The 22077-nt window shown below is 40.3% G+C and carries 17 protein-coding genes; 7 read left to right on the top strand and 10 right to left on the bottom strand.

The window, feature by feature from the left end; translation table 11 throughout:
* Window positions 1-10: 10 nt before the first annotated feature.
* Entirely contained in the window at window positions 11-328 is a 318-nt protein-coding gene (locus tag BW139_RS02455; protein WP_076918542.1) for a hypothetical protein, read from the top strand.
* Window positions 329-550: 222 nt separating this feature from the next.
* On the opposite strand, the gene BW139_RS02450 is transcribed toward BW139_RS02455, so the two are convergent.
* The 3 genes from BW139_RS02450 to BW139_RS02440 form a co-directional block, all read right to left on the bottom strand.
* Entirely contained in the window at window positions 551-1966 is a 1416-nt protein-coding gene (locus BW139_RS02450; RefSeq protein ID WP_076918541.1) for an FAD-dependent oxidoreductase, read from the bottom strand.
* Window positions 1967-1975: 9 nt separating this feature from the next.
* Window positions 1976-6433, bottom strand: coding sequence for a glutamate synthase large subunit (gltB, locus tag BW139_RS02445; RefSeq protein ID WP_076918540.1), 4458 nt, complete (start codon window positions 6431-6433; stop codon window positions 1976-1978).
* A 1111-nt stretch (window positions 6434-7544) separates the two neighbouring features.
* The gene (locus BW139_RS02440; protein ID WP_008113155.1) at window positions 7545-7883 is read right to left on the bottom strand and encodes a Grx4 family monothiol glutaredoxin; all 339 of its coding nucleotides are present in this window, start codon (window positions 7881-7883) and stop codon (window positions 7545-7547) included.
* Window positions 7884-8147: 264 nt separating this feature from the next.
* Between BW139_RS02440 and BW139_RS02435 the strand changes: the two genes are divergently transcribed.
* The 5 genes from BW139_RS02435 to BW139_RS02415 all read left to right on the top strand — a co-directional run bounded on the left by BW139_RS02435 (window position 8148) and on the right by BW139_RS02415 (window position 14597).
* Complete coding sequence (locus tag BW139_RS02435) at window positions 8148-8729, top strand: superoxide dismutase (protein WP_008113157.1); 582 nt, start codon at window positions 8148-8150, stop codon at window positions 8727-8729.
* A 210-nt stretch (window positions 8730-8939) separates the two neighbouring features.
* Window positions 8940-10862, top strand: coding sequence for a PrkA family serine protein kinase (locus tag BW139_RS02430; RefSeq protein ID WP_076918539.1), 1923 nt, complete (start codon window positions 8940-8942; stop codon window positions 10860-10862).
* Window positions 10863-10893: 31 nt separating this feature from the next.
* On the top strand, window positions 10894-12177 hold the full coding sequence (locus BW139_RS02425) for a YeaH/YhbH family protein (RefSeq protein WP_076918538.1): 1284 nt from the start codon (window positions 10894-10896) through the stop codon (window positions 12175-12177).
* A gap of 18 nt (window positions 12178-12195) precedes the next feature.
* The gene (locus BW139_RS02420) at window positions 12196-13710 is read left to right on the top strand and encodes a SpoVR family protein (RefSeq protein ID WP_076918537.1); all 1515 of its coding nucleotides are present in this window, start codon (window positions 12196-12198) and stop codon (window positions 13708-13710) included.
* Between the two features lie 5 nt (window positions 13711-13715).
* Entirely contained in the window at window positions 13716-14597 is an 882-nt protein-coding gene (locus BW139_RS02415) for a universal stress protein (protein WP_076918536.1), read from the top strand.
* A gap of 10 nt (window positions 14598-14607) precedes the next feature.
* Here the strand turns inward: BW139_RS02415 and BW139_RS02410 are convergent, their stop codons facing one another.
* The gene (locus BW139_RS02410) at window positions 14608-15579 is read right to left on the bottom strand and encodes a diguanylate cyclase (protein ID WP_076918535.1); all 972 of its coding nucleotides are present in this window, start codon (window positions 15577-15579) and stop codon (window positions 14608-14610) included.
* A gap of 6 nt (window positions 15580-15585) precedes the next feature.
* Window positions 15586-16590: a response regulator gene (locus tag BW139_RS02405; RefSeq protein ID WP_076918534.1), complete on the bottom strand. Its 1005-nt coding sequence runs from the start codon at window positions 16588-16590 to the stop codon at window positions 15586-15588.
* A 212-nt stretch (window positions 16591-16802) separates the two neighbouring features.
* Between BW139_RS02405 and tpx the strand changes: the two genes are divergently transcribed.
* A complete protein-coding gene (gene tpx / locus BW139_RS02400; protein ID WP_008113169.1) occupies window positions 16803-17384 on the top strand; it encodes a thiol peroxidase in 582 nt (193 codons plus the stop codon).
* 74 nt (window positions 17385-17458) lie between these two features.
* Here the strand turns inward: tpx and adk are convergent, their stop codons facing one another.
* The 5 genes from adk to BW139_RS02375 form a co-directional block, all read right to left on the bottom strand.
* A complete protein-coding gene (adk, locus tag BW139_RS02395; protein ID WP_008468042.1) occupies window positions 17459-18103 on the bottom strand; it encodes an adenylate kinase in 645 nt (214 codons plus the stop codon).
* A gap of 153 nt (window positions 18104-18256) precedes the next feature.
* Window positions 18257-20170, bottom strand: a complete 1914-nt coding sequence (gene htpG / locus BW139_RS02390; protein WP_076918533.1) for a molecular chaperone HtpG — start codon at window positions 20168-20170, stop codon at window positions 18257-18259.
* 120 nt (window positions 20171-20290) lie between these two features.
* Window positions 20291-21004: an RluA family pseudouridine synthase gene (locus tag BW139_RS02385; protein WP_076918532.1), complete on the bottom strand. Its 714-nt coding sequence runs from the start codon at window positions 21002-21004 to the stop codon at window positions 20291-20293.
* Between the two features lie 104 nt (window positions 21005-21108).
* Window positions 21109-21717 carry a recombination mediator RecR gene (gene recR / locus BW139_RS02380; protein ID WP_076918531.1) on the bottom strand — a complete coding sequence of 203 codons (609 nt, stop codon included), beginning with the start codon at window positions 21715-21717 and terminating at the stop codon, window positions 21109-21111.
* 6 nt (window positions 21718-21723) lie between these two features.
* Entirely contained in the window at window positions 21724-22050 is a 327-nt protein-coding gene (locus BW139_RS02375; RefSeq protein ID WP_010388590.1) for a YbaB/EbfC family nucleoid-associated protein, read from the bottom strand.
* Window positions 22051-22077 lie beyond the last annotated feature (27 nt).

Raw genomic sequence — 22077 nt, 5'->3', positions numbered from 1 at the left:
GGATACCTTAATGCAAACAACGGTCATTTATTTTGGCTTAGCAATTAACTGGCTGCTACTGATAGTCAGTATACTTTTGGCTGTTTTTAGTAAGTTTAAACACACACAATTTAAGCAGAGTTTATATCGTTTCTTAAATGTGGCATTAATTGTACATATTGTTATTGCTGTTATGTTAGTTTTTAACAATACAGCTATTAGTGGCTTAATAACACTTAGTTGGTTGGTTATTGGCCTACAGCTTGTTTGTAACGTTATCTGCTATAAAAGTGTGAAACGTCGACAAGCCAGAGTGAAACCGAGCCTTGATCACTTCTCGATGGATTAACTAACAACACGTTTAAAAATGCCCGCAATCTATGTATAGCGGGCATTTTTATATGTAAAATCTCATAATTGCAAATAGCTAGTTCAAAATCTATGTCCCTTTTATAGACCTTAAACAACGACTATATGAACCATAAATATTTACCCTTGTTTTTAAAACTGAGAGAATAAAAAAAGCAAACCCGAAGGTTTGCTTTTGACTCCATTCTAACAAAAGAATTTTTTACACTTTTAAATAATCCATAATGCCTTCAGCCGCGTTACGACCCTCAAATATAGCGGTAACCACCAAATCTGAACCACGAACAATATCGCCACCAGCAAATATCTTAGGATTAGTAGTTTGATGAGTAAATTCACCTTGCTCGGGTGCATTAATACCGCCCCAGTGGTTAATTTCTACATCGTATTTTTCTAACCAGTCCATTTTATGAGGCTTAAAGCCAAATGCCATAATCACTTGTGTGGCTTCAATAATATGCTCTGATCCGGGGACTTCTTCAGCACGACGGCGGCCGTTTTCATCTGCCTCACCAAGCTGAGTTTTTACCATTTTAACGCCAGCAACTGCGCCTTTATCATTAAGGACAATTCCTTTTGGCTGAACGTTATAAGTAAAAATCACGCCTTCTTCTTTGGCATTTTTTACTTCACGTTTTGAGCCAGGCATGTTTTCTTCATCACGACGGTACGCACAGGTCACCTTTAATGCATTATGACGAATGGATGTTCGCACACAATCCATTGCAGTATCACCACCACCTAGCACAACGACTTTTTCATTTGCCATATCAATACATGCTTGCTTAGACTCATCGTAGCCCATTACGCGGTTGGTGTTACCAATTAAGAACGGTAGTGCATCATGCACACCCGGAGCATCTTCGTTTTCAAGCCCCGCACGCATACTCTGATAAGTCCCCACTCCCAAAAATACGGCGTCATACTCATTAAGTATTTCATCCATGCTAATGTCTTTACCCACTTCAACATTTAGCTTAAATTCAACACCCATTTCAGTAAATATTTCGCGACGTTTTTGCATTACTTCTTTTTCTAATTTAAAAGAAGGAATACCAAAGGTTAACAGTCCACCAATTTCTGGGTGACGGTCAAATACCACAGGCTTTACGCCATTACGTACTAAAATATCAGCACAGCCTAACCCTGCGGGCCCAGCACCGATAATCGCCACTTTTTTATCTGTCCATGTCACATAGGACATGTCGGGTTTCCAGCCCATTTTGAACGCGGTATCGGTGATGTATTTTTCAATATTACCGATTGTTACCGCACCAAACTCTTCATCTAATGTACATGAGCCTTCACATAAGCGATCTTGTGGGCATACTCTTCCACACACTTCTGGCAAACTGTTAGTGCGATGCGATAGCTCAGCGGCCTCTAAAATGCGTCCTGTGCGGATCAACTTTAACCATTGTGGAATGTAGTTATGTACTGGGCATTTCCACTCACAATAGGGGTTACCGCAATCAAGACAACGATCTGCCTGTGAATTAACCTGATTCTCTGAAAAGGGTTCATAAATTTCTACAAACGATTTTTTACGCGACGAGATTGGTTTTTTGCGTGGGTCTACACGCTGCACGTCTATAAATTGATATACATTTTCGCTCATACTGCCCCCTTATTGCGCTTGAACACGAAGTTCGGCGCTACTACGAGCGCGGTGCCCGAGTAAACTTTTTACGTCACTTGATTTAGGTTTTACTAATTTGAACATTGGTAAATAAAGTTCAAAGTTAGCTAAAATAGTTTCTGCTCTGCATGAGCCTGTTAGTTCTAAATGATCAGCAATTAAGCCGCGTAAATGCTCTTGATGTGAACTCAATTCATCTAAAGTAACCACTTCAACCAACTCTGGGTTAATGCGTTTCTCAAAATCGCCTCGTTCATCTAAAATATAAGCAAAACCACCGGTCATACCTGCACCAAAGTTGACCCCTACATTACCAAGTACACATACCACGCCACCGGTCATATATTCACAACCGTTATCACCAACGCCTTCAACAACGGCTTGCACTCCTGAGTTACGAACAGCAAAACGCTCGCCTGCACACCCTGCTGCAAACAATTTACCGCCGGTTGCACCGTATAAACAGGTATTGCCGATAATTGTTGCTTTATGACTTTCAAATGACGAACCCAGTGGTGGGCGAATTACTAGCTTACCGCCGGCCATGCCTTTACCAACGTAATCGTTAGCATCACCAACTAAAGTCATTTCAAGGCCGCCGGCATTCCATACACCGAATGACTGACCAGCTGTACCATGTAATTCAATAACCACCGGATCTGCGGCCATGCCTTGATTACCGTGTTTATCAGCAATATATCCAGAAAGCATGGCACCTACTGATCTGTCGGTATTACAAATACGACTTACTAATGAAATGCCGCTTGAGTTATCTATTGCCTCTTGTGCCTTACCAAGTAAGTTCTCATTTAACTCACCTAAATAATGCGAGCTATTTGGTGCACTGCAAAACAAAGTTTCACCCGTTGGGTTGTTCGGCTGAGCGATAACCGCTGATAAATCTATTTTTTGCTGCTTGGCTGTTTTGCCTTCAATGGCTTCGAGTAAATCTAAGCGACCAATCAAATCGGTTAGGTTTGCAACACCTAAACTTGCCATAATTTCACGCGCTTCTTGAGCAATAAACTTAAAGTAGTTCATCGCCATTTCTGGTAAGCCGTGATAATGCTTTTGACGCAATGTATCGTCTTGGGTTGCTACACCGGTAGCACAGTTATTTAAGTGACAAATTCGTAAGTATTTACAGCCTAACGCCACCATAGGTCCGGTACCAAAACCAAAACTTTCAGCGCCTAAAATGGCTGCTTTGATAATATCAAGACCGGTTTTTAAACCCCCATCTGTTTGCAGGCGGATACGATGACGAAGGCCGTTTTCTACTAATGCTTGTTGCGTTTCAGCAAGGCCTAGCTCCCATGGGCTGCCTGCATATTTAACCGAGGTTAAGGGGCTTGCACCCGTGCCACCATCGTAGCCTGAGATAGTAATTAAATCGGCATACGCTTTTGCAACACCGGTTGCAATTGTTCCTACGCCTGGTTCAGACACCAGCTTTACCGAAATCAGTGCCTTTGGATTTACTTGCTTTAAATCAAAAATAAGCTGGGCTAAATCTTCAATAGAGTAAATATCATGATGCGGTGGCGGTGAAATAAGTGTCACACCCGGTACCGAGTAACGAAGCTTGGCAATATAAGGCGTTACTTTTTCACCTGGTAACTGCCCGCCTTCGCCCGGCTTAGCGCCTTGGGCTACTTTTATTTGAATGACGTCCGCATTGCGTAAATAATGAGGCGTGACACCAAATCGACCCGAGGCGACTTGTTTGATCCGTGAATTTTTTTCTGTACCGTAACGAAGTTTGTCTTCGCCACCTTCACCAGAATTTGAGCAGCCACCTAAACGATTCATGGCAATTGCAAGTGCTTCATGCGCCTCTGGTGATAATGCACCAATACTCATCGCTGCTGAGTCAAACCGTTTATAAAGCTCAGTGGCAGGCTCTACGTCATCAATGCTAATGCCCTTTTCTGGAAGTTTTAAGGCCAACATATCACGCAACGTCGCGACTGGACGGTGATTAACTAGCTTTGCGTACTCACTGTAATCACTATACTCGCCACTACGCACTGCTTTTTGTAACGTTTGAATAACATCAGGATTATAAGCATGGTACTCACCCCCGTGAACGTATTTAAATAAGCCACCATGGCTCAATAATTTACGTTTACTAAGCGCTAGTTTATGCAAGCTTTGCTGATCGTCATCAAAGTCGCTAAAACACGCTCCTTTTATGCGACTTGCAACGCCTTTAAAACACATCTCAACAATCGCGTCCGATAAGCCAACCGCTTCAAACAACATTGAACAACGATATGAAGCCACGGTGCTAATGCCCATTTTCGACATGATTTTGTACAAGCCTTTATTAATTGCTTGACGATAAGCCAGTGTCACTTCGCAGTATGACTTATTAATTACCTTGGTATCGCTCATAGCCACTAGTGACTCGTACGCTAAATACGGGTAAATTGCAGTTGCACCAAAACCTAACAGTACTGCAAATTGATGCGCATCGCGAACACTGCCGGTCTCAATAATGATATTAGACTCACAGCGTAAGTTATTATCTACTAAACGCTTTTGTACCGCACCTACCGCCATAGCTGCAGGAATAGGTAACTGATTGTCATCAAAATGACGATCCGTTAGCACTAACATGATGCAGCCTGATGCCGCTTTTTCTTGCGCTTCATCACACACACGTTTAACGGCGTTTTCAAGGCCTTCTTCTACGGTGTAAGTAATGTCAATCTTACAGTAACTGTAGTGGGCTTCATCGGCATTTAGTAGCTGCTGCATGTCAGCATACATTAGAATAGGGGTATCAAATTGCAGGCGTTTAGCATGCCCTGTTGTTTCATTAAATACGTTTTGCTCACTGCCTATACACGTTGCCAACGACATTACATGGTTTTCTCGTAACGGATCAATTGGCGGATTCGTAACCTGAGCAAACTTTTGGCGGAAATAATCAAAGAGTGAACGATGTCCTTCGCTCAGCACGGCAAACGGCGTATCGTCACCCATGGAACCCGTTGCTTCCTGGCCATTTTCACCCATTACACGAATAACGCTGTCTAGCTCTTCATTGGTATAGCCAAACATCTTTTGATATTTAGCAAGGGTAGCATCATCGAATGACCGATTACCTGCATCTTGCTCAGTCAGTGCTTCAAAAGGCGTTAAGCGCTTAACGTTTTCTTCTAACCAAGACTTATATGGATGACGTGATTTTAAATCTTGGTCAATTTCATCTGAGTGCCAAATTTTCCCAAGCTTTGTATCAATAACGAGTAGTTCACCTGGGCCAACGCGTCCTTTTTCGACCACCTCGTCAGCGGTGTAATCCCATATTCCCACTTCCGAAGCTAAAGTAATAAAACCATCTTGAGTAATGATGTAACGCGCAGGACGCAGGCCATTACGGTCTAGATTACAGGCTGCAAAACGCCCATCCGACATAACAATGCCTGCAGGGCCGTCCCATGGTTCCATATGCATTGAATTAAAGTCATAGAATGCGCGTAAATCGTCATCCATTGCTCTATTTTTTTGCCATGCTGGCGGTACTAACATACGCATCGCACGGAATAAATCCATACCACCAGCTAAAAATAGCTCTAGCATATTATCGAGGCTGGATGAGTCAGACCCTGTTTCATTAACAAACGGCGCTGCGCTTTGTAAATCAGGAATAAGTGGCGAAGCAAATTTATAAGAACGGGCACGTGCCCATTGGCGATTACCTTCAATAGTATTAATTTCACCATTGTGCGCTAAATAACGAAATGGTTGCGCTAAAGGCCAGCGAGGCTGTGTGTTTGTAGAAAAGCGTTGATGAAAAACACAAATAGCACTGGTCATGCGAATATCCGCAAGATCAAGATAGAAATTTGGCAAGTCAGCAGGCATCATTAAGCCTTTATATATAGTGACTAGACCAGATAAGCTCGCAATATAAAATGACTCATCATCCATTAGACGCTTTTCTGCACGACGACGTGCAACATACAAGCGGCGTTCTAAATCCTTAGAACGCCAACCTTCTGGCGCACTAATAAAAATTTGTTCAAACCCTGGCAATTGTTTTAGAGCGATAGGTCCTAACATTGATGAATCGGTTGGAACTATACGCCAGCCCAAAATATTTAGCGTTTCTTTTTCTAGTTCTTCGCTTAAAACATCTTTAGCTGCTTGCGCTAATACCGGATCTGCATTGAGGAAAATCATCCCAACGGCGTAATTTTTACCCAAATGCCAATTATTCTCAGCAGCAATAGCACGAAAGAAGCTGTCTGGTTTTTGTAATAACAATCCACAGCCATCACCTGTTTTACCATCAGCAGAAATACCACCGCGATGCTGCATGCGATCTAAACCGGTGATCGCCGTACGAATGAGTCGGTGACTCGCTTGGTTATTAACTTGGGCTATTAAGCCAAAGCCACAATTATCTTTTTCTAGTTTTGAGTCATATAACATGGACTCCTCCCCTTGCTGCGCTGTTAACGTGGATGAACGGCTCGACGATTTGCTAACAGACGATCAAAATTAGCGTTATTCCACTCTTGAGTCAATATTTTTATGAATACATATTCATTATATTGAATATATTTCAACTTAATTAAAAATCATAAAACGATGCCAAATATTAACATCTGCATGGATATCGAATCGAAAAATAGATTGACACCGGTGTTATTTTTAAAAACTTGTAAACAAAAGACATGCACGGCGAGCAGTTTACGTAAACGTAAAGCAAGCTAAAGATGAATAACTATTCACTATATGCCGTTTCCTCTTTTGTGCTGTATTAGTAATTCATCTGCACACGACATGTAATTACAGCGGCTTCTATTAGCGCATAGTTTATTCAATGGATTTACACGTTATCCTCATGTTATGCATTAATTAACAACTTGCTTTGCTTTACGTTGAGGTAACCCACCTCCCCCATAGACAAATCAAAAAAGTGCCCGCAGCGGACACTTTTGATGTCCGCGGACATGTAAAACAGAAAGGACAAAGTTAAAACCACTATAAATTCAACAAGATAAAAATTGACATGTTATTCAAATACAACATCACATGAAAATTTTAAGGTATTCGAGTGTTTACTATTGGCTTATTTTTAATTTCACTGATCAGTATTTGCTTTGCCAACGGTGTGATTTGTTATTTTAATAAGCATTAGCGTTAAAGCTGCCAGGTAATAAAAGACAGCCAACATAAAATACTCAAGTTATAAAAACTAACCTTTGTAATAAAAGCTGAACCCTGCTTGTTATTTTTATCGACTTAAATGCTTTATACGAATGGCTTGTAATTAAAAATCAAAGTGGAGGTGTTAATTGTGTTAATTGATAAAGTAAGCATACAAATTAGGACTCTTGCTAACTAGCAGTTTACCTTTGATATTGCTGATGATGAGACGTTTTTATAAAATATTATTCGAGCAGCTCACTAGATTAAACTCCGGTTTATCTTTAAAGAGAGTTTATTTAGGGCTTTAGAGAATGAGTTTATGCATTCAAAAATTAGAAGCTTAAATACAAAAAAAGCTGCAAATTGCAGCTTTTTTTAACCTAAACGCTTATTCAGCGTCTGCAGGTTTATGCTTTGCAGCTGTTTCAGTGATCAACGGTTGTAATTCACCACGTTGAAACATCTCAATGATAATGTCACAGCCACCAATTAACTCACCTTCAACCCAAAGTTGTGGGAAAGTAGGCCAGTTAGCGTAAGCAGGAAGCTCCGCACGAATGTCTGGATTAAGTAAAATATCTACATAAGCAAACGGTTCACCACACGACATTAACGCTTGTGATGCTTGTGAAGAAAAACCACAATTAGGCAGTTTTGGTGATCCTTTCATGTATAAGATGATTGGGTTTTCAGCAATTTGCTGTTTAATTTTATCGATGGTTTCCATTTACAACCTCAAAATGACGATAGCGAACACATTAGGCCTTGAAAAAGTTTCACTGTGGCCTCAGATATATAGATTAACATAGGCAATTAAAGCCTCAATCTTAAATAGCTTTAGCAATAGCATTGCTGTTTGCTAAAACTTGAGTAAAATACTCAACAATTATAGTAACACTATATTCCTGTTTGGTATAGATAAGTGCCCTGTTTGTGCAGGCATTACGTATTACTAAATAGACTATCAACCAAAAGAAGATGGAGATAAAAAATGGCATTTGAACTACCGTCACTACCGTATGCAATTGATGCACTTGAGCCACATATTTCACAAGAAACGTTAGAGTTTCACCATGGTAAACACCACAACACTTATGTGACTAAACTTAACGGTTTAATTCCAGGCACTGAGTTTGAAGGTAAATCACTTGAAGAAATCGTTTGTTCTTCAGAAGGCGGTGTTTTCAACAACGCTGCTCAAATCTGGAACCACACTTTCTACTGGAACAGCCTATCTCCAAATGGCGGTGGCGCTCCAACAGGTGCAGTTGCTGATGCAATTAACGCGAAATGGGGCTCATTTGACGCATTTAAAGACGCGTTAAACGACAAAGCAGTAAATAACTTTGGTTCAAGCTGGACTTGGTTAGTTAAACTAGCTGATGGTTCACTAGACATCGTTAATACATCTAACGCTGCAACACCGTTAACAGATGCAGGTGTTACTCCAATCCTAACTGTGGATTTATGGGAACACGCATACTACATTGATTACCGTAACGTGCGTCCAGATTACCTTAAAGGTTTCTGGTCACTTGTTAACTGGGAATTCGCGAACGCTAACTTCGCATAATTAGTTTAATACTAGTTTTTAAAAAAGACGCTTAGGCGTCTTTTTTTATGCCTACAATTTGCATTAATCGCGTTTATACGTAGGTTGTTTTATAAAAGCGCATCATGATCATTTTTCATATAAATTTTTAATTTTATTGCACAAAAAATTAAATTCGTGACTAGACTTTAAATAGTGAATACATTTTCCAAGTAGGTTTAGGAGGTCATTATGACTATTTTTGATCACTACCAAGCGCGTTATGAATCAACACAAGAAGAAGAGTACAGTGTTGCTGAATTTCTAGAAATTTGTAAAACCGATAAGTCCGCTTATGCCAGTGCACCTGAACGATTACTAATGGCCATTGGCGAGCCTAAAATGGTAGATACTGCTACCGATACTCGCTTAAGTCGCTTATTTTCGAACCGTGTTGTTGCACGTTACCCCGCATTTGCCGATTTTTATGGCATGGAAGACGCTATTGAACAAATTGTGTCTTATTTAAAACATGCTGCGCAAGGCTTAGAAGAGTGTAAACAAGTGCTTTATTTACTTGGCCCTGTTGGTGGCGGTAAGTCATCGATTGCTGAAAAATTAAAGTATTTAATGCAACAAGTGCCTATCTACTCAATTAAAGGCTCTCCTGTTAATGACCATCCATTGGCATTATTTGACCCCATTGAAGATGCAAACCTGCTCGAAAAAGAATACGGAATTAAGTCTCGCTATCTCAAAACGGTCATGTCGCCATGGGCTGCAAAACGCTTACAAGAATTCAACGGTGATATTAGTCAGTTTAGAGTGGTAAAACGCTTCCCATCAATTTTAAATCAAGTGGCAATTGCCAAAACAGAACCTGGTGACGAAAACAACCAAGATATTTCTGCTCTTGTAGGTAAAGTAGATATTCGCCAGCTAGAACATTTTGCACAAAATGATCCTGATGCGTATGCCTATTCTGGCGCATTATGTTTGGCTAATCAGGGCTTAATGGAATTTGTGGAGATGTTTAAAGCACCGATAAAAGTGTTACATCCGCTTTTAACAGCTACCCAAGAAGGCAACTATAATGGCACAGAAGGCATAAGTGCCTTGCCATTTAGCGGCATGATACTCGCCCACTCCAACGAGTCAGAATGGCAAACCTTTAAAAACAATAAAAACAACGAAGCTTTTTTAGATCGTGTTTATATCGTTAAGGTTCCATATTGCTTAAGAGTGACCGAAGAAATTAAAATTTACGATAAGTTGATTGAGCACAGTGAATTATACAATGCCCCTTGTGCGCCAGGAACACTTAAAATTTTAGCGCAATTTACCACCCTATCACGATTAAAAGAGCCTGATAATTCTAGCATTTACTCAAAAATGCGGGTCTACGATGGTGAAACACTCAAAGACACCGATCCAAAAGCTAAGTCGTATCAAGAATACCGTGATTACGCAGGAGTAGATGAGGGTATGACAGGTCTTTCAACCCGTTTTGCGTTTAAAATTTTATCCCGCGTATTCAACTTTGACACCACCGAAGTGGCCGCCAACCCTGTACATTTGTTTTATGTGCTTGAGCAACAAATTGAACGTGAACAATTTAGCGCTGAGGTTGAAGAGCGCTATTTAAGCTTTTTAAAAGGCTATTTAATCCCACAATATGTTGAGTTTATAGGTAAAGAGCTTCAAACCGCCTATCTAGAGTCATACTCAGAATACGGACAAAATATATTTGATCGCTATGTAATTTATGCTGATTTTTGGATTCAAGATCAAGAATACCGAGATCCTGATACCGGCCAACTATTTGACCGTGATGCGCTTAATGCTGAGCTCGAAAAAATTGAGAAACCTGCGGGCATTTCTAATCCTAAAGACTTTAGGAATGAGATTGTTAACTTTGTACTGCGTGCTCGCGCTCACAATAATGGTAAAAATCCGCTGTGGACGAGTTATGAAAAACTACGCACTGTTATTGAGAAAAAAATGTTCTCAAACACAGAGGACTTACTCCCAGTCATTTCATTTAATGCTAAAACGTCAGCTGAAGATCAGCAAAAGCATGAAGACTTTGTTAACCGTATGGTTGAAAAAGGCTATACCCAAAAACAAGTGCGCTTACTATCTGAGTGGTATTTACGGGTTAGAAAATCGCAATAACCTTCATAATTGCAGTTTTTAGGAGGTCATTATGGCGCATTTTATCGACAGGCGTTTAAATGGCAAAAATAAAAGTACGGTTAATCGCCAGCGTTTTATAAGGCGCTATAAAAAGCAAATTAAAGAAGCGGTGTCTGATGCTATAAACAAACGCAGCGTCACCGACTCTAGCTCTGGGGAGAGTATATCTATTCCGCAGCGTGATATTAGTGAGCCTAGTTTTCATCAAGGCAAAGGTGGAAATAGAGAGCAAATACATCCAGGTAACGATCAGTTCTCTACTGGGGATAAAATAGAGCGACCTAAAGGTGGACAAGGCGGTGGTGCGGGCGAAGGCGAAGCGAGTGACTCTGGCGAAGGCCAAGATGATTTTGTTTTCTCTATTTCTAAAGATGAATACCTTGATTTGTTATTTGAAGACTTAGCGCTTCCTAATTTACAAGAGAACCAGCTCGATAAGCTCGTACAGATGAAAACGCATCGTGCTGGGTTTTGTAGTGATGGTATGCCTAGTAATATTGATGTTGTTCGTTCGTTACAAGGCTCTTTAGCTCGTCGCATTGCGATGACCGCAGGTAAAAAACGCCGTCTTAGTGAGCTTGAAGGACAACTCGCATTGCTACTTGAACAACCTCACTGCGACAAAGCTGCCGTGGCATTATTGCAAAAAGAAATCGACATACTCAAACAGCAAATTAAAACGGTGCCGTTTATTGATAACTATGATTTGCGTTTTCGTAACTACAATAAGCAGCCGCACCCAACCAGTAAAGCGGTGATGTTTTGTATTATGGATGTATCTGGTTCAATGGATCAGGCCACCAAAGATATGGCTAAACGCTTTTATATTTTGCTTTATCAGTTTTTAACTCGCAGCTATAAAGACATTGAGGTTGTCTATATTCGTCATCATACCCAAGCAAAAGAAGTTGATGAACAAGAGTTTTTTTACTCCCAAGAAACGGGCGGTACTATCGTTTCAAGTGCGCTTAAGCTGATGAACGAAATAATAGCAGAGCGCTATAATGCTGATGAATGGAATATATACGCCGCGCAGGCATCCGATGGCGATAATTGGGCAGATGACACCCCACAATGCGGGCATATTTTGCGAAACAAACTATTAAGCGCAGTGCGATATTTTGCTTATATAGAAATTACCACCCGCGCCCATCAGAGCTTATGGCGCGAGTATCAAAACATTAGTCAAACTCACAGTAATTTTGCCATCCAACATATTCAAGGTGTTGAAGACATTTACCCTATATTTAGGGAGCTATTTAAAAAAGGCCGTCAACAGCAAGGGGCTGCATAGCCAAAGCGAGGTAGCAATATGAATAATAAGCGAATGAGTGATGGACCAGATTGGACCTTTGAATTACTTCAGCAATACCAAGATGAAATTGCGCGTGTTGCTGAGCATTATAAGCTAGATACCTACCCTAACCAAATTGAGGTGATCACCGCAGAGCAAATGATGGATGCTTATTCAAGCGTAGGCATGCCCATTGGTTATACTCACTGGTCTTATGGTAAAAAGTTTATTCAAACAGAGCAAAATTATAAACGCGGTCAAATGGGGCTTGCGTATGAAATTGTAATTAACTCAGACCCCTGTATTGCCTATTTAATGGAAGAAAATACTCTGCCGATGCAGGCGCTTGTGATGGCGCATGCGTGCTACGGACATAACTCTTTTTTTAAGGGGAATTATTTATTTAAAACCTGGACTGATGCGGGCTCAATAATTGATTATTTGTTGTTTGCTAAAAACTATATTAGCCGCTGTGAAGAAAAATACGGTATTTCTGAAGTAGAAAGCATACTTGACTCTTGCCATGCGTTAATGAGTTATGGTGTTGACAGATACAAACGTCCGCAGCGAATTTCGTTATTTGAAGAACAAAAACGTCAACAAGAACGTGCAGAGTACTTACAATCACAAGTTAATGAACTGTGGCGTACTATTCCCTCTCAGCAGCAAGAATCAAAAAAACGTGAGCGCCACTTTCCGCAAGAACCGCAGGAAAACATTCTGTATTTTATTGAAAAAAATGCCCCTTTACTTGAGTCATGGCAGCGAGAAATCGTACGTATCGTGCGAAAAATATCGCAGTACTTTTATCCACAAAAACAAACACAGGTTATGAATGAGGGTTGGGCCACTTTTTGGCATTATACTATTTTGAACCACTTATATGATGAGGGAAAACTAACCGATTCATTTATGTTAGAGTTTTTACAAAGCCACACTAATGTTGTGTATCAACCTCCCTACAATAGCGATTATTATTCTGGCATAAACCCTTATGCGCTGGGTTTTAATATGATGGTAGATATACGTCGTATTTGCGAAAACCCAACTGAAGAAGACAAACGCTGGTTTCCTGAACATGCTGGCAGTGACTGGCTAGAGACCATGCACTTTGCAATGCAAAACTTCAAAGATGAGAGTTTTATTAGCCAATTTTTATCACCTAAATTAATTAGAGACTTTAAATTGTTCACTATCGTCGACCACACCAGCAACCCACATTTAGAAATAGGCGCTATTCACGACGATAATGGCTACAAAGCGGTTAGAGAAGCGCTTTCTGCACAATATAACCTTAGTAATCATGAACCTAACATACAAGTTTACGATGTTGACTTACGAGGCGATCGCTCATTAACTCTACGATATATCCCTCATAATGCCATTCCACTGGCCAACTCCCATGGGGAGGTATTAAAACACCTTTACAGGCTATGGGGCTTTAAGGTAAAACTGGAACAGGAGTCAAATTCTGGCGAGATTTCAACCATTGGTCAATGCCCAATCGATGATTCACGCCATACAATAGAGTAAAAATAATGGATAGAAAAAAGCTGCTTGTACTAATTGATTCGGTTGAATTTGCAAAAACCTCTTTGCAACATGCGAAACAAAAGGCACTTCAAGGCGATAAGCATATTGATATTGTTGCCTTTAGCTTTGAAGAAACCGGTAACATTTTATTCTCTCTGTCACCAGAACAATTACTTGCGCTGCAAGATAAATGCCTTTCATCATTAAGAGCACAGTTGGAGCCACTCATTGCAGCGGAACTAGCCGGGTGCAGTTATACCTTTCAAACCGCATGGCATGAAGCCCCAGAACAATGGCTTAACGAAGATATTGACACCGATGATTATGAAATGGTGATAAAAACTCGCCATATCGATAGCGATAGCCAATTTAGCGAGCTTGATTGGCAACTTATTCGCTTTACACCCATCGCACTGTATCTGGCAGCAGATAACAAATGGCGCAAACATACCAACATACTCGCCGCACTTGATTTAGCCAGCGAAAAGCCTGCAAAACTTAAACTTAATCAATCGATTGTTAAATATGGACTAGCGTATGCAGAGCGAACAGGTTGTGAATTTTATGCAGGCTACACTGTCTATATTTCCCCAATATTAAGAGATTTAGGCTTAGTTTTTTCTGAGGAACAGCTAGTAAACGCGTTTGAGAAACTACCGAAATCGCAGCAGGCCCTTATAACAGATAACAACTTACGCGATAAGCTTCACATTAAAGCAGGATTACCCGAGCAGGTGATCCCAAGCTTAGCAGCTAAGTTTAATGCTGATTTAGTGATTATAGGTTCTGTAGGAAATGTTGGGATTAAAGCAAAGCTGATTGGTAATACTGCAGAGAAAATAATGCGTTTACTCAAAACTGATTTACTAATTTTACCTCCCAATTAAAAAATGATGCTTATGCATCATTTTTTATATCAGCGTATACCGACACTCTATTTCGTCCATTTTCTTTTGAGTGATAAAGTGCTTTATCGGCAGCTTCAATCCAACGTTCATGATCTTTAAATTCGTTGTCAAAGCAAGCAATACCCACACTAATGGCCATATGTACTGTATGCTCTTTGTATTTAGCGGGTGAGGTTTCAATTAATTGGCGTAAGCGCTCAGCAAATACAATCGCCCCTTGTTTATCGGTATCTAACAAAGTAACAACAAACTCTTCACCACCGTAGCGCCCAGCAATATCTGTTTCACGCAATGCAGTTCTCAGTAAACTCGCTATATGACGAAGTGCTTCATCTCCTGCACTGTGGCCAAAGTCATCGTTTACCTTTTTAAAGTGATCAATATCAAAAATTAATAACGAACAACAGCCTTCACTGCGCTTAGTACGTAAAAATTCTTGGTGCAACAAATGCTCCCAATGTCCTCGGTTTGCAAGCTGGGTAAGGCTGTCGGTTTGACTAACTCGCTCTAATTTTTTGTTTAACTCTTCAAGCTCTTTTTTGTTCACCGCAATATCAGTCACGTCGTAGAGAATAATGCAAATATGCGCCACTTCGCCTCGCGTGTTGGTCAGCGGGATAAATGTTGCGTTCTGATACATGTAATCTGCTTTACCAGTAATAGGTCGATAGTTTTTAAAGCGAAAAATATACGGCTGTTGTTCCCAAATAGTAAATGAGCGATTTTTTAATACAAACACGGATTCTGCTTTACTCTTAAACCATTTTTCATCAATGGCTGGGAATAGATCAAACAAGTCTTTATCTTTTACAGCACTGGGTAACAGCCCTGAATGATTTTCCATAAAGCCATTCCACACGCACACCTTGTAGTCTCTATCAAGCACTACAAGGCCTACATCAACCGTATTAAACATGTCCATTAACCAATGGATTTCATTTAAATCTAAATCAGCAGGCATAAATATTTAATCTTCCAGCAGATAGGCAACTTTATATTTTAAAGTTTTGAGTGAATCTTCAGTAAAGAGCAACATTAAATCACAACTAATATCATGATTTTCAATACCGTAACTAATTTCTATGGCGAGTGTTCGCTGCCAACGATCTTTATTTGATTTTACCAGCTCTGACACGTCACGATGCTGCCCCAATACAATTGGGTGGCCTTGAGAGAAAGTCATATCAAGCTGCTTTGAAAAACCAGTTAAAATAGCACCTATCAGAATATTACTAATATCCATTAACAGCTCTAACTCAACCTTATCGTTAAGTTCACCGTCGTAATTCATTAAAGATGCAATTTCTTTAAAACTAGAGTCGTTTAGTAGCAGTAGCGCCTCACCAGAGACACCGCCCCCAATAAAACCTTGGCAGATGCCCGATGTAGTGCTGCTGTTGTCAACTGAACGCAACGCCATATCGAGTTCGCTAACTTCTAAAACATTTACATTAGGTATAGGTAATTTAACGAACACATTGAGCAGTCTTGCAAGTAGGTCTCCCGCTTGCCCCATAGCAACATTAGTGAGTTCTTGGTAGACGTCACGTACATCAGGGTCAACTTGCTCACCAAGCGCATTGGAGAGCCGCTCTCGTAACGCTTTATCTTTAATACCATGGTGTTCAATGATGGCGGCGAGCTTTTCGGAGGAACATGGCTTTTGAATAAAATCTATGGCGCCAAGTTCAAGTACACGTTGATGCGCACTCGGTTGAATGTCGCCAGATACCACTACAGTTAATACATTGAGTCCCTGATCTTTCATGGCCGTTAATACTTCATAACCATCCATTTCTGGCATATTTAAGTCAAGGAAAAGAATTTCAGGGGGAGATTTAGTGAGCTGTTTTATGCAGTCGACACCATCATATGCAAATTCAACTTTAATATCCCAATCATCGGGTAAGGAGCGAGCCAACTGACGTCGTGCTAATTTTGAATCATCACATATTAAAACCGATGTTGACATACAATCTCACTATTTTAAAACGGGGTGTAATTTTAAGCGTATAAAACAAGCCACAGATACATAAAACAATACCTATTTCTTATATATAGTAATCAATGTATTGCTTATTTACAATTTTAGGCAAAATAAAGCTATGGATTATTCTGCTTGGTTACTTATCTACATTATAATACACTCACAACTATTACGTTAATTTAAAAGGAAAAAATTCCATGCGTCGTACATTAGCTTTTGCATTAAGCCTATTTTGCTGTGCCAGTTTTGCCGCAGACTTACCAGAAAACACACTCGATGCAGGAAAAGTAACCGCACAAGGTAAACCAGTGACATTATTAGGTAAAGGCCTTATCGTAGGTGAAGATGCCCCTAATTTTAAAGTAGTTAATGACAGTTTTACTGCAGTTACGTTAGAAGATTATAAAGGTCAAGCAGTATTAATTAGTGTTGTTCCAAGCTTAGATACCGGTATTTGTAGCTTACAAACTAAGCACTTTAATGAAAAAGTCGCCCAGCAATTTCCTGGTGTAGCCATGCTCACCATTAGTGCCGATTTACCGTTTGCGCAAAAGCGTTTTTGTAAGGCCGAAAATATCGATAAAGTGACGACGCTTTCTGATTCTGTATGGCGTGATTTTGGCCAAAAGTATGGCTTAATAATTAAAGATATGGGCTTACTTACCCGCGCGGTGTTTATTTTAGATAAAAGCCATAAAGTTATTTATAAGCAATTAGTTAGTAGTTTATCAACTGAGCCTGAATACGATAGCGTTATTGAAAAGCTTAAAACGCTCTAAGGGTCGAATTTCAAATAATAAAAAAACCGCTATGAAGCGGTTTTTTTAATTATGTTTTTAATTTTAGATAAAAATTAACCTAAAAGCTCAGCTAGTTGCTTGCTTACTGCTTCAACCGCTTGTGTACCGTCTAGTTTATGGTACTGCGTGTTACCCGCTTTCGCTTCTGCTTGGTAGTAGTCAACCAATGGCATTGTTTGCTCATGGTAAATACCTAAGCGTTTACGAACTGTCTCTTCGGTATCATCTGCACGAATAATAAGTTCTTCACCTGTTTCGTTGTCTTTACCTTCCTCTTTTGGTGGATTGTAAACAACATGGTAAACACGACCAGAACCTGGATGAACACGACGTCCGCCCATACGCTCAACAATAACTTCATCAGCAACATCAAATTCAATAACGTGATCAACCACAACGCCATTTTCTTTCATAGCATCAGCTTGTGGGATTGTACGTGGGAAACCATCTAGTAAGAAGCCTTTCTCACAATCTGGTTTTGCAATACGCTCTTTAACAAGGCCAATAATAATATCGTCAGAAATAAGCTGACCTGCGTCCATTACTTTTTTTGCTTCTAGGCCAAGTGGTGTGCCTTCTTTAATTGCAGCTCGTAGCATATCACCGGTAGAAATTTGTGGAATACCGTATCTATCCATTAAAAACTGAGCTTGAGTACCTTTACCTGCACCCGGCGCGCCCAAAAGAATAATGCGCATATCATTGTCCCCTAATATGAGAGTTTATTTTAAAGTCTGAATTCTTCCATAAGCGCTGCAGATACTCAAGTAACTTATACTAATTGTCTATACAGCAGCGCATAAAAAAGGGAACAGACGTTCCCTTTTTACTCAATCATTGATTTTTAATACTTATTTGCTTAAATCAAGCATAAGTTTATTTAAGCGAGTTACAAATCCAGTTGGATCTTTAAGCGTACCGCGCTCTGCAAGCAAGGCTTGGTCTAGTAGTACATGTGACCACTGTGCAAACTTATCTTCGTCTTGCTCACCATTTAAATGCTTAACCAGTTGATGCTCTGGGTTTAATTCAAACACAGGCTTAGCTTCTGGAACAGCTTGGCCTACTGACTCCATTAACTTTTGCATTTGCGAACTCATGTCATTGTCATCACTCACTACACACGCTGGTGAGTCGGTTAAGCGGTGAGTAAAGCGTACATCTTTAACATCATCTCCTAATGCAGTTTTGATACGCTCAACCAAGCCTGCAACTTCTTTTTCAGACTCTTCTTGTGCTTTTTTAGTTTCTTCGTCATCTAGCTTGCCTAAATCTAGATCACCGCGGGTAATTGACTGAAATTGCTTTTCGCCAAATTCCGTTAAATGGCTCATCATCCACTCATCTACACGATCGCTTAGCAATAATACTTCAATGCCTTTTTTACGGAAGATTTCTAAGTGTGGTGAATTTTTAGCAGCAATGAATGAGTCAGCAACCACATAGTAAATTTTATCTTGGCTGTCCTTCATGCGCTCAATGTATTGCTCAAGTGAAACATCTTGAGTTTCTGAGTCGGTATGCGTTGATGAAAAGCGTAATAATTTAGCAATGCTTTCTTTGTTGGCCGCATCTTCTGCAGGCCCTTCTTTCATTACCTGACCAAATTCATTCCAAAATGTTTGGTAATCATCGGCTTTGTTTTTAGCCATACGCTCAAGCATTTTAATAATACGCGACGTACACCCCTTACGAATAGCTTGGGTAACTTTGTTGTCTTGTAAAATTTCACGCGATACGTTTAGTGGTAAATCGTTTGAGTCTAATAAGCCTTTAACAAAACGTAAGTAGCTTGGCATAAACTGTTCAGCGTCATCCATAATAAACACGCGTTGAACATAAAGTTTTAAACCACTTTGGCGCTCACGATTCCATAAATCAAAAGGTGCTTTTTTTGGAATGTATAACAAACTGGTGTATTCAGTTTTACCTTCAACTTTATTATGTCCCCAGCTAAGCGGATCTTCCCAGTCGTGGCTTACATGCTTATAAAACTCTTTGTATTCGTCCTCAGAGATTTCTGATTTGTCACGTGTCCACAATGCAGTTGCACGGTTAATGCTTTCCCACTCACCTGGAACAGCTGGGATTTTTTCACCATCTTCACCTTCAGACTCAGGTACTTCTGCCTTGTACATTTGTACTGGTGTAGAAATATGATCAGAGTATTTAGTGACGATACTGCGAAGACGCCACTCATCTGCATATTCATTTTCTTCTTCACGAAGATGTAAAATAATGTCTGTACCACGGCCTTCTTTTTCGATTTCTTGTAGCGTGTACTCGCCTTCACCTTTTGACTGCCATTTAACCGCTGTAGTCTCTCCTGCTTTACGAGTACGAACAGTCACTTCATCAGCAACAATAAATGCTGAGTAAAAACCAACACCAAACTGGCCAATAAGCTGTGAATCTTTACTTTGATCGCCTGTTAAGTTTTTGAAAAATTCAGCCGTACCCGACTTAGCAATGGTGCCTAATGAGCTGATCACTTCATCACGCGTCATACCAATACCATTATCAGAAATGGTTACTGTGTTAGCGTCTTTATCGGCGCTTATACGTACGCGTAAATCCGCATCACCTTGATAAAGGTCACCGTTTGAAAGAGCTAAAAAGCGCAGTTTATCGGCTGCGTCAGATGCATTTGATACAAGCTCGCGTAAAAAGATTTCTTTATTTGAATAAAGCGAGTGAATCATTAAGTTTAATAGTTGTTTTACTTCTGTTTGAAAGCCTAATGTTTCTTTTTGTGCTGCAGTCATTTATGTATCTCCAATTTGCAAAGTGTCTGCGTTATGCACTTAATATGGGGTGAGCCGTGAGAAGTTCAAGTAAAAAAAATAAAAAACCTCATTCAAAGACACTTTAAAGGGCTTAATCAACTAAAAAGGCGTTGCGGCATGCCCGTGCATTGGCTTATCAGTGCGTGGATGCACAAAAAATAAGTCGCTGGCATGCAATAATAACCGTTGAGCTCTTTGCTCACTGCAATCATTTTTATATAAATCACAGCCGAGTATGGGGTGGCCAAACGTTAGGCTATGTATCCTAAGTTGATGAGTGCGTCCAGTTATAGGAGTAAAATCGACCAAGGTTTTTTGCTCTTTGTAAAAACGTTTAACCACTTTAAATTGAGTCTGCGCGGGTTTGCCGCTCTGGTGGCAAATTTTTACTTTCGGAAATAACATTTTATCTTTTGCTATTGGCGCAGTAATTTCTCCCTGAGGCTCAGAAACCAGACCCGCGAGCATTGCACGGTAATATTTTTTAACATTTCTGGATTGAAATTGCTGATTCAGTGCTTTAACTGCTTGCTCGTTAAGTGCCACCACCATTACTCCTGAGGTGCCCAAATCTAAACGATGAGGTAATATCGCTTTAGGAAACGCTGCGGTAACGCCTTGCTGACCATTGACAAGCCTATAGTGAACCGAATCCCAGTTAAGAGGGTTTTTACCCGACAAACTTAACAAACCGCTAGGTTTATTGATCAACAAAATATCATCATCTTGATAAATAATTTTTATGTGTTCATGGCAAACAGGTGCGATAAAGTCATCAACAATCACATTAGCACTTTGGGTTATTGCAGCCATACCATCCTTAAGTTTTATTTATATTGCAATCAAAGCCAATAAAAAAGCCTACAACATGTATGTAGGCTTTTAAAGTAAGTTCAAATAGTTAAGCTTAAAATAAACTATTCATGGCTGACTAAGCGCCGGCCACTAAATGCATGCATTAAGGTTGTGCCATCGACTAAATCAAGCTCGCCACCCACAGGAATACCATGAGCTATTCGCGATGCACCCACTTTGTATTTATGACAAAGCTGGGCAATATAATGAGCCGTTGTTTCACCTTCAACCGTTGGGTTAGTGGCTAATATAACTTCATTAATACCGCCGTGCGCAAGTTTTTGTTCAAGCACGTCCAGGCCAATTTCTTTAGGGCCTATGCCATCAATCGGTGACAAATGCCCCATTAATACAAAGTAGAGTCCTTTGTATTGGCCTGTTTGTTCAATCGCTAACACATCTGTAGGCGACTCAACCACACATAAAATGCCACTGTCTTGGCGCTTAGTGCTTAAGCAAATATCACATTGCGCTTGCTCGGTAAACGTACGGCACGACTGACAATGCCCTACAGCCGTCATCGCTTTTGTTAGCGCATTACCAAGCTGAGCGCCGCCTTTACGGTCGCGCTCTAATAAATGAAATGCAATACGCTGAGCAGATTTCGGGCCAATACCTGGCTGACAACGAAGTGCCTCTATCAGCGATGTTAAACTATCTGAAAGTTGCATAGTTGCTTAGAACGGCATTTTCATACCAGGTGGTAATTGCATACCACCTGTTACTTTGCCCATGCGCTCTTGAGTTTCTTCAGCAACACGGCGAACAGCATCATTACACGCTGCTGCTAGTAAATCTTCAATCATGTCTTTGTCGTCTTCCATTAAGCTTTCATCAAGCTCAACACGACGAACATTGTGGTTACCAAGCATGGTTACTTTTACTAAACCAGCACCGGCTTCACCAACCACTTCCATCGTTGCGATTTCTTCTTGGGCTTTTTGCATGCGCTCTTGCATTTGCTGCGCTTGCTTCATCATGTTACCCATTCCACCTTTAAACATAATCGTCTCTCTTTCTTTTAATACATT

The organism is Pseudoalteromonas sp. SK18 (assembly GCF_001974855.1).
Taxonomy (GTDB): Bacteria; Pseudomonadota; Gammaproteobacteria; order Enterobacterales; family Alteromonadaceae; genus Pseudoalteromonas.
This window is presented reverse-complemented; position numbering and strand designations above follow the sequence as displayed.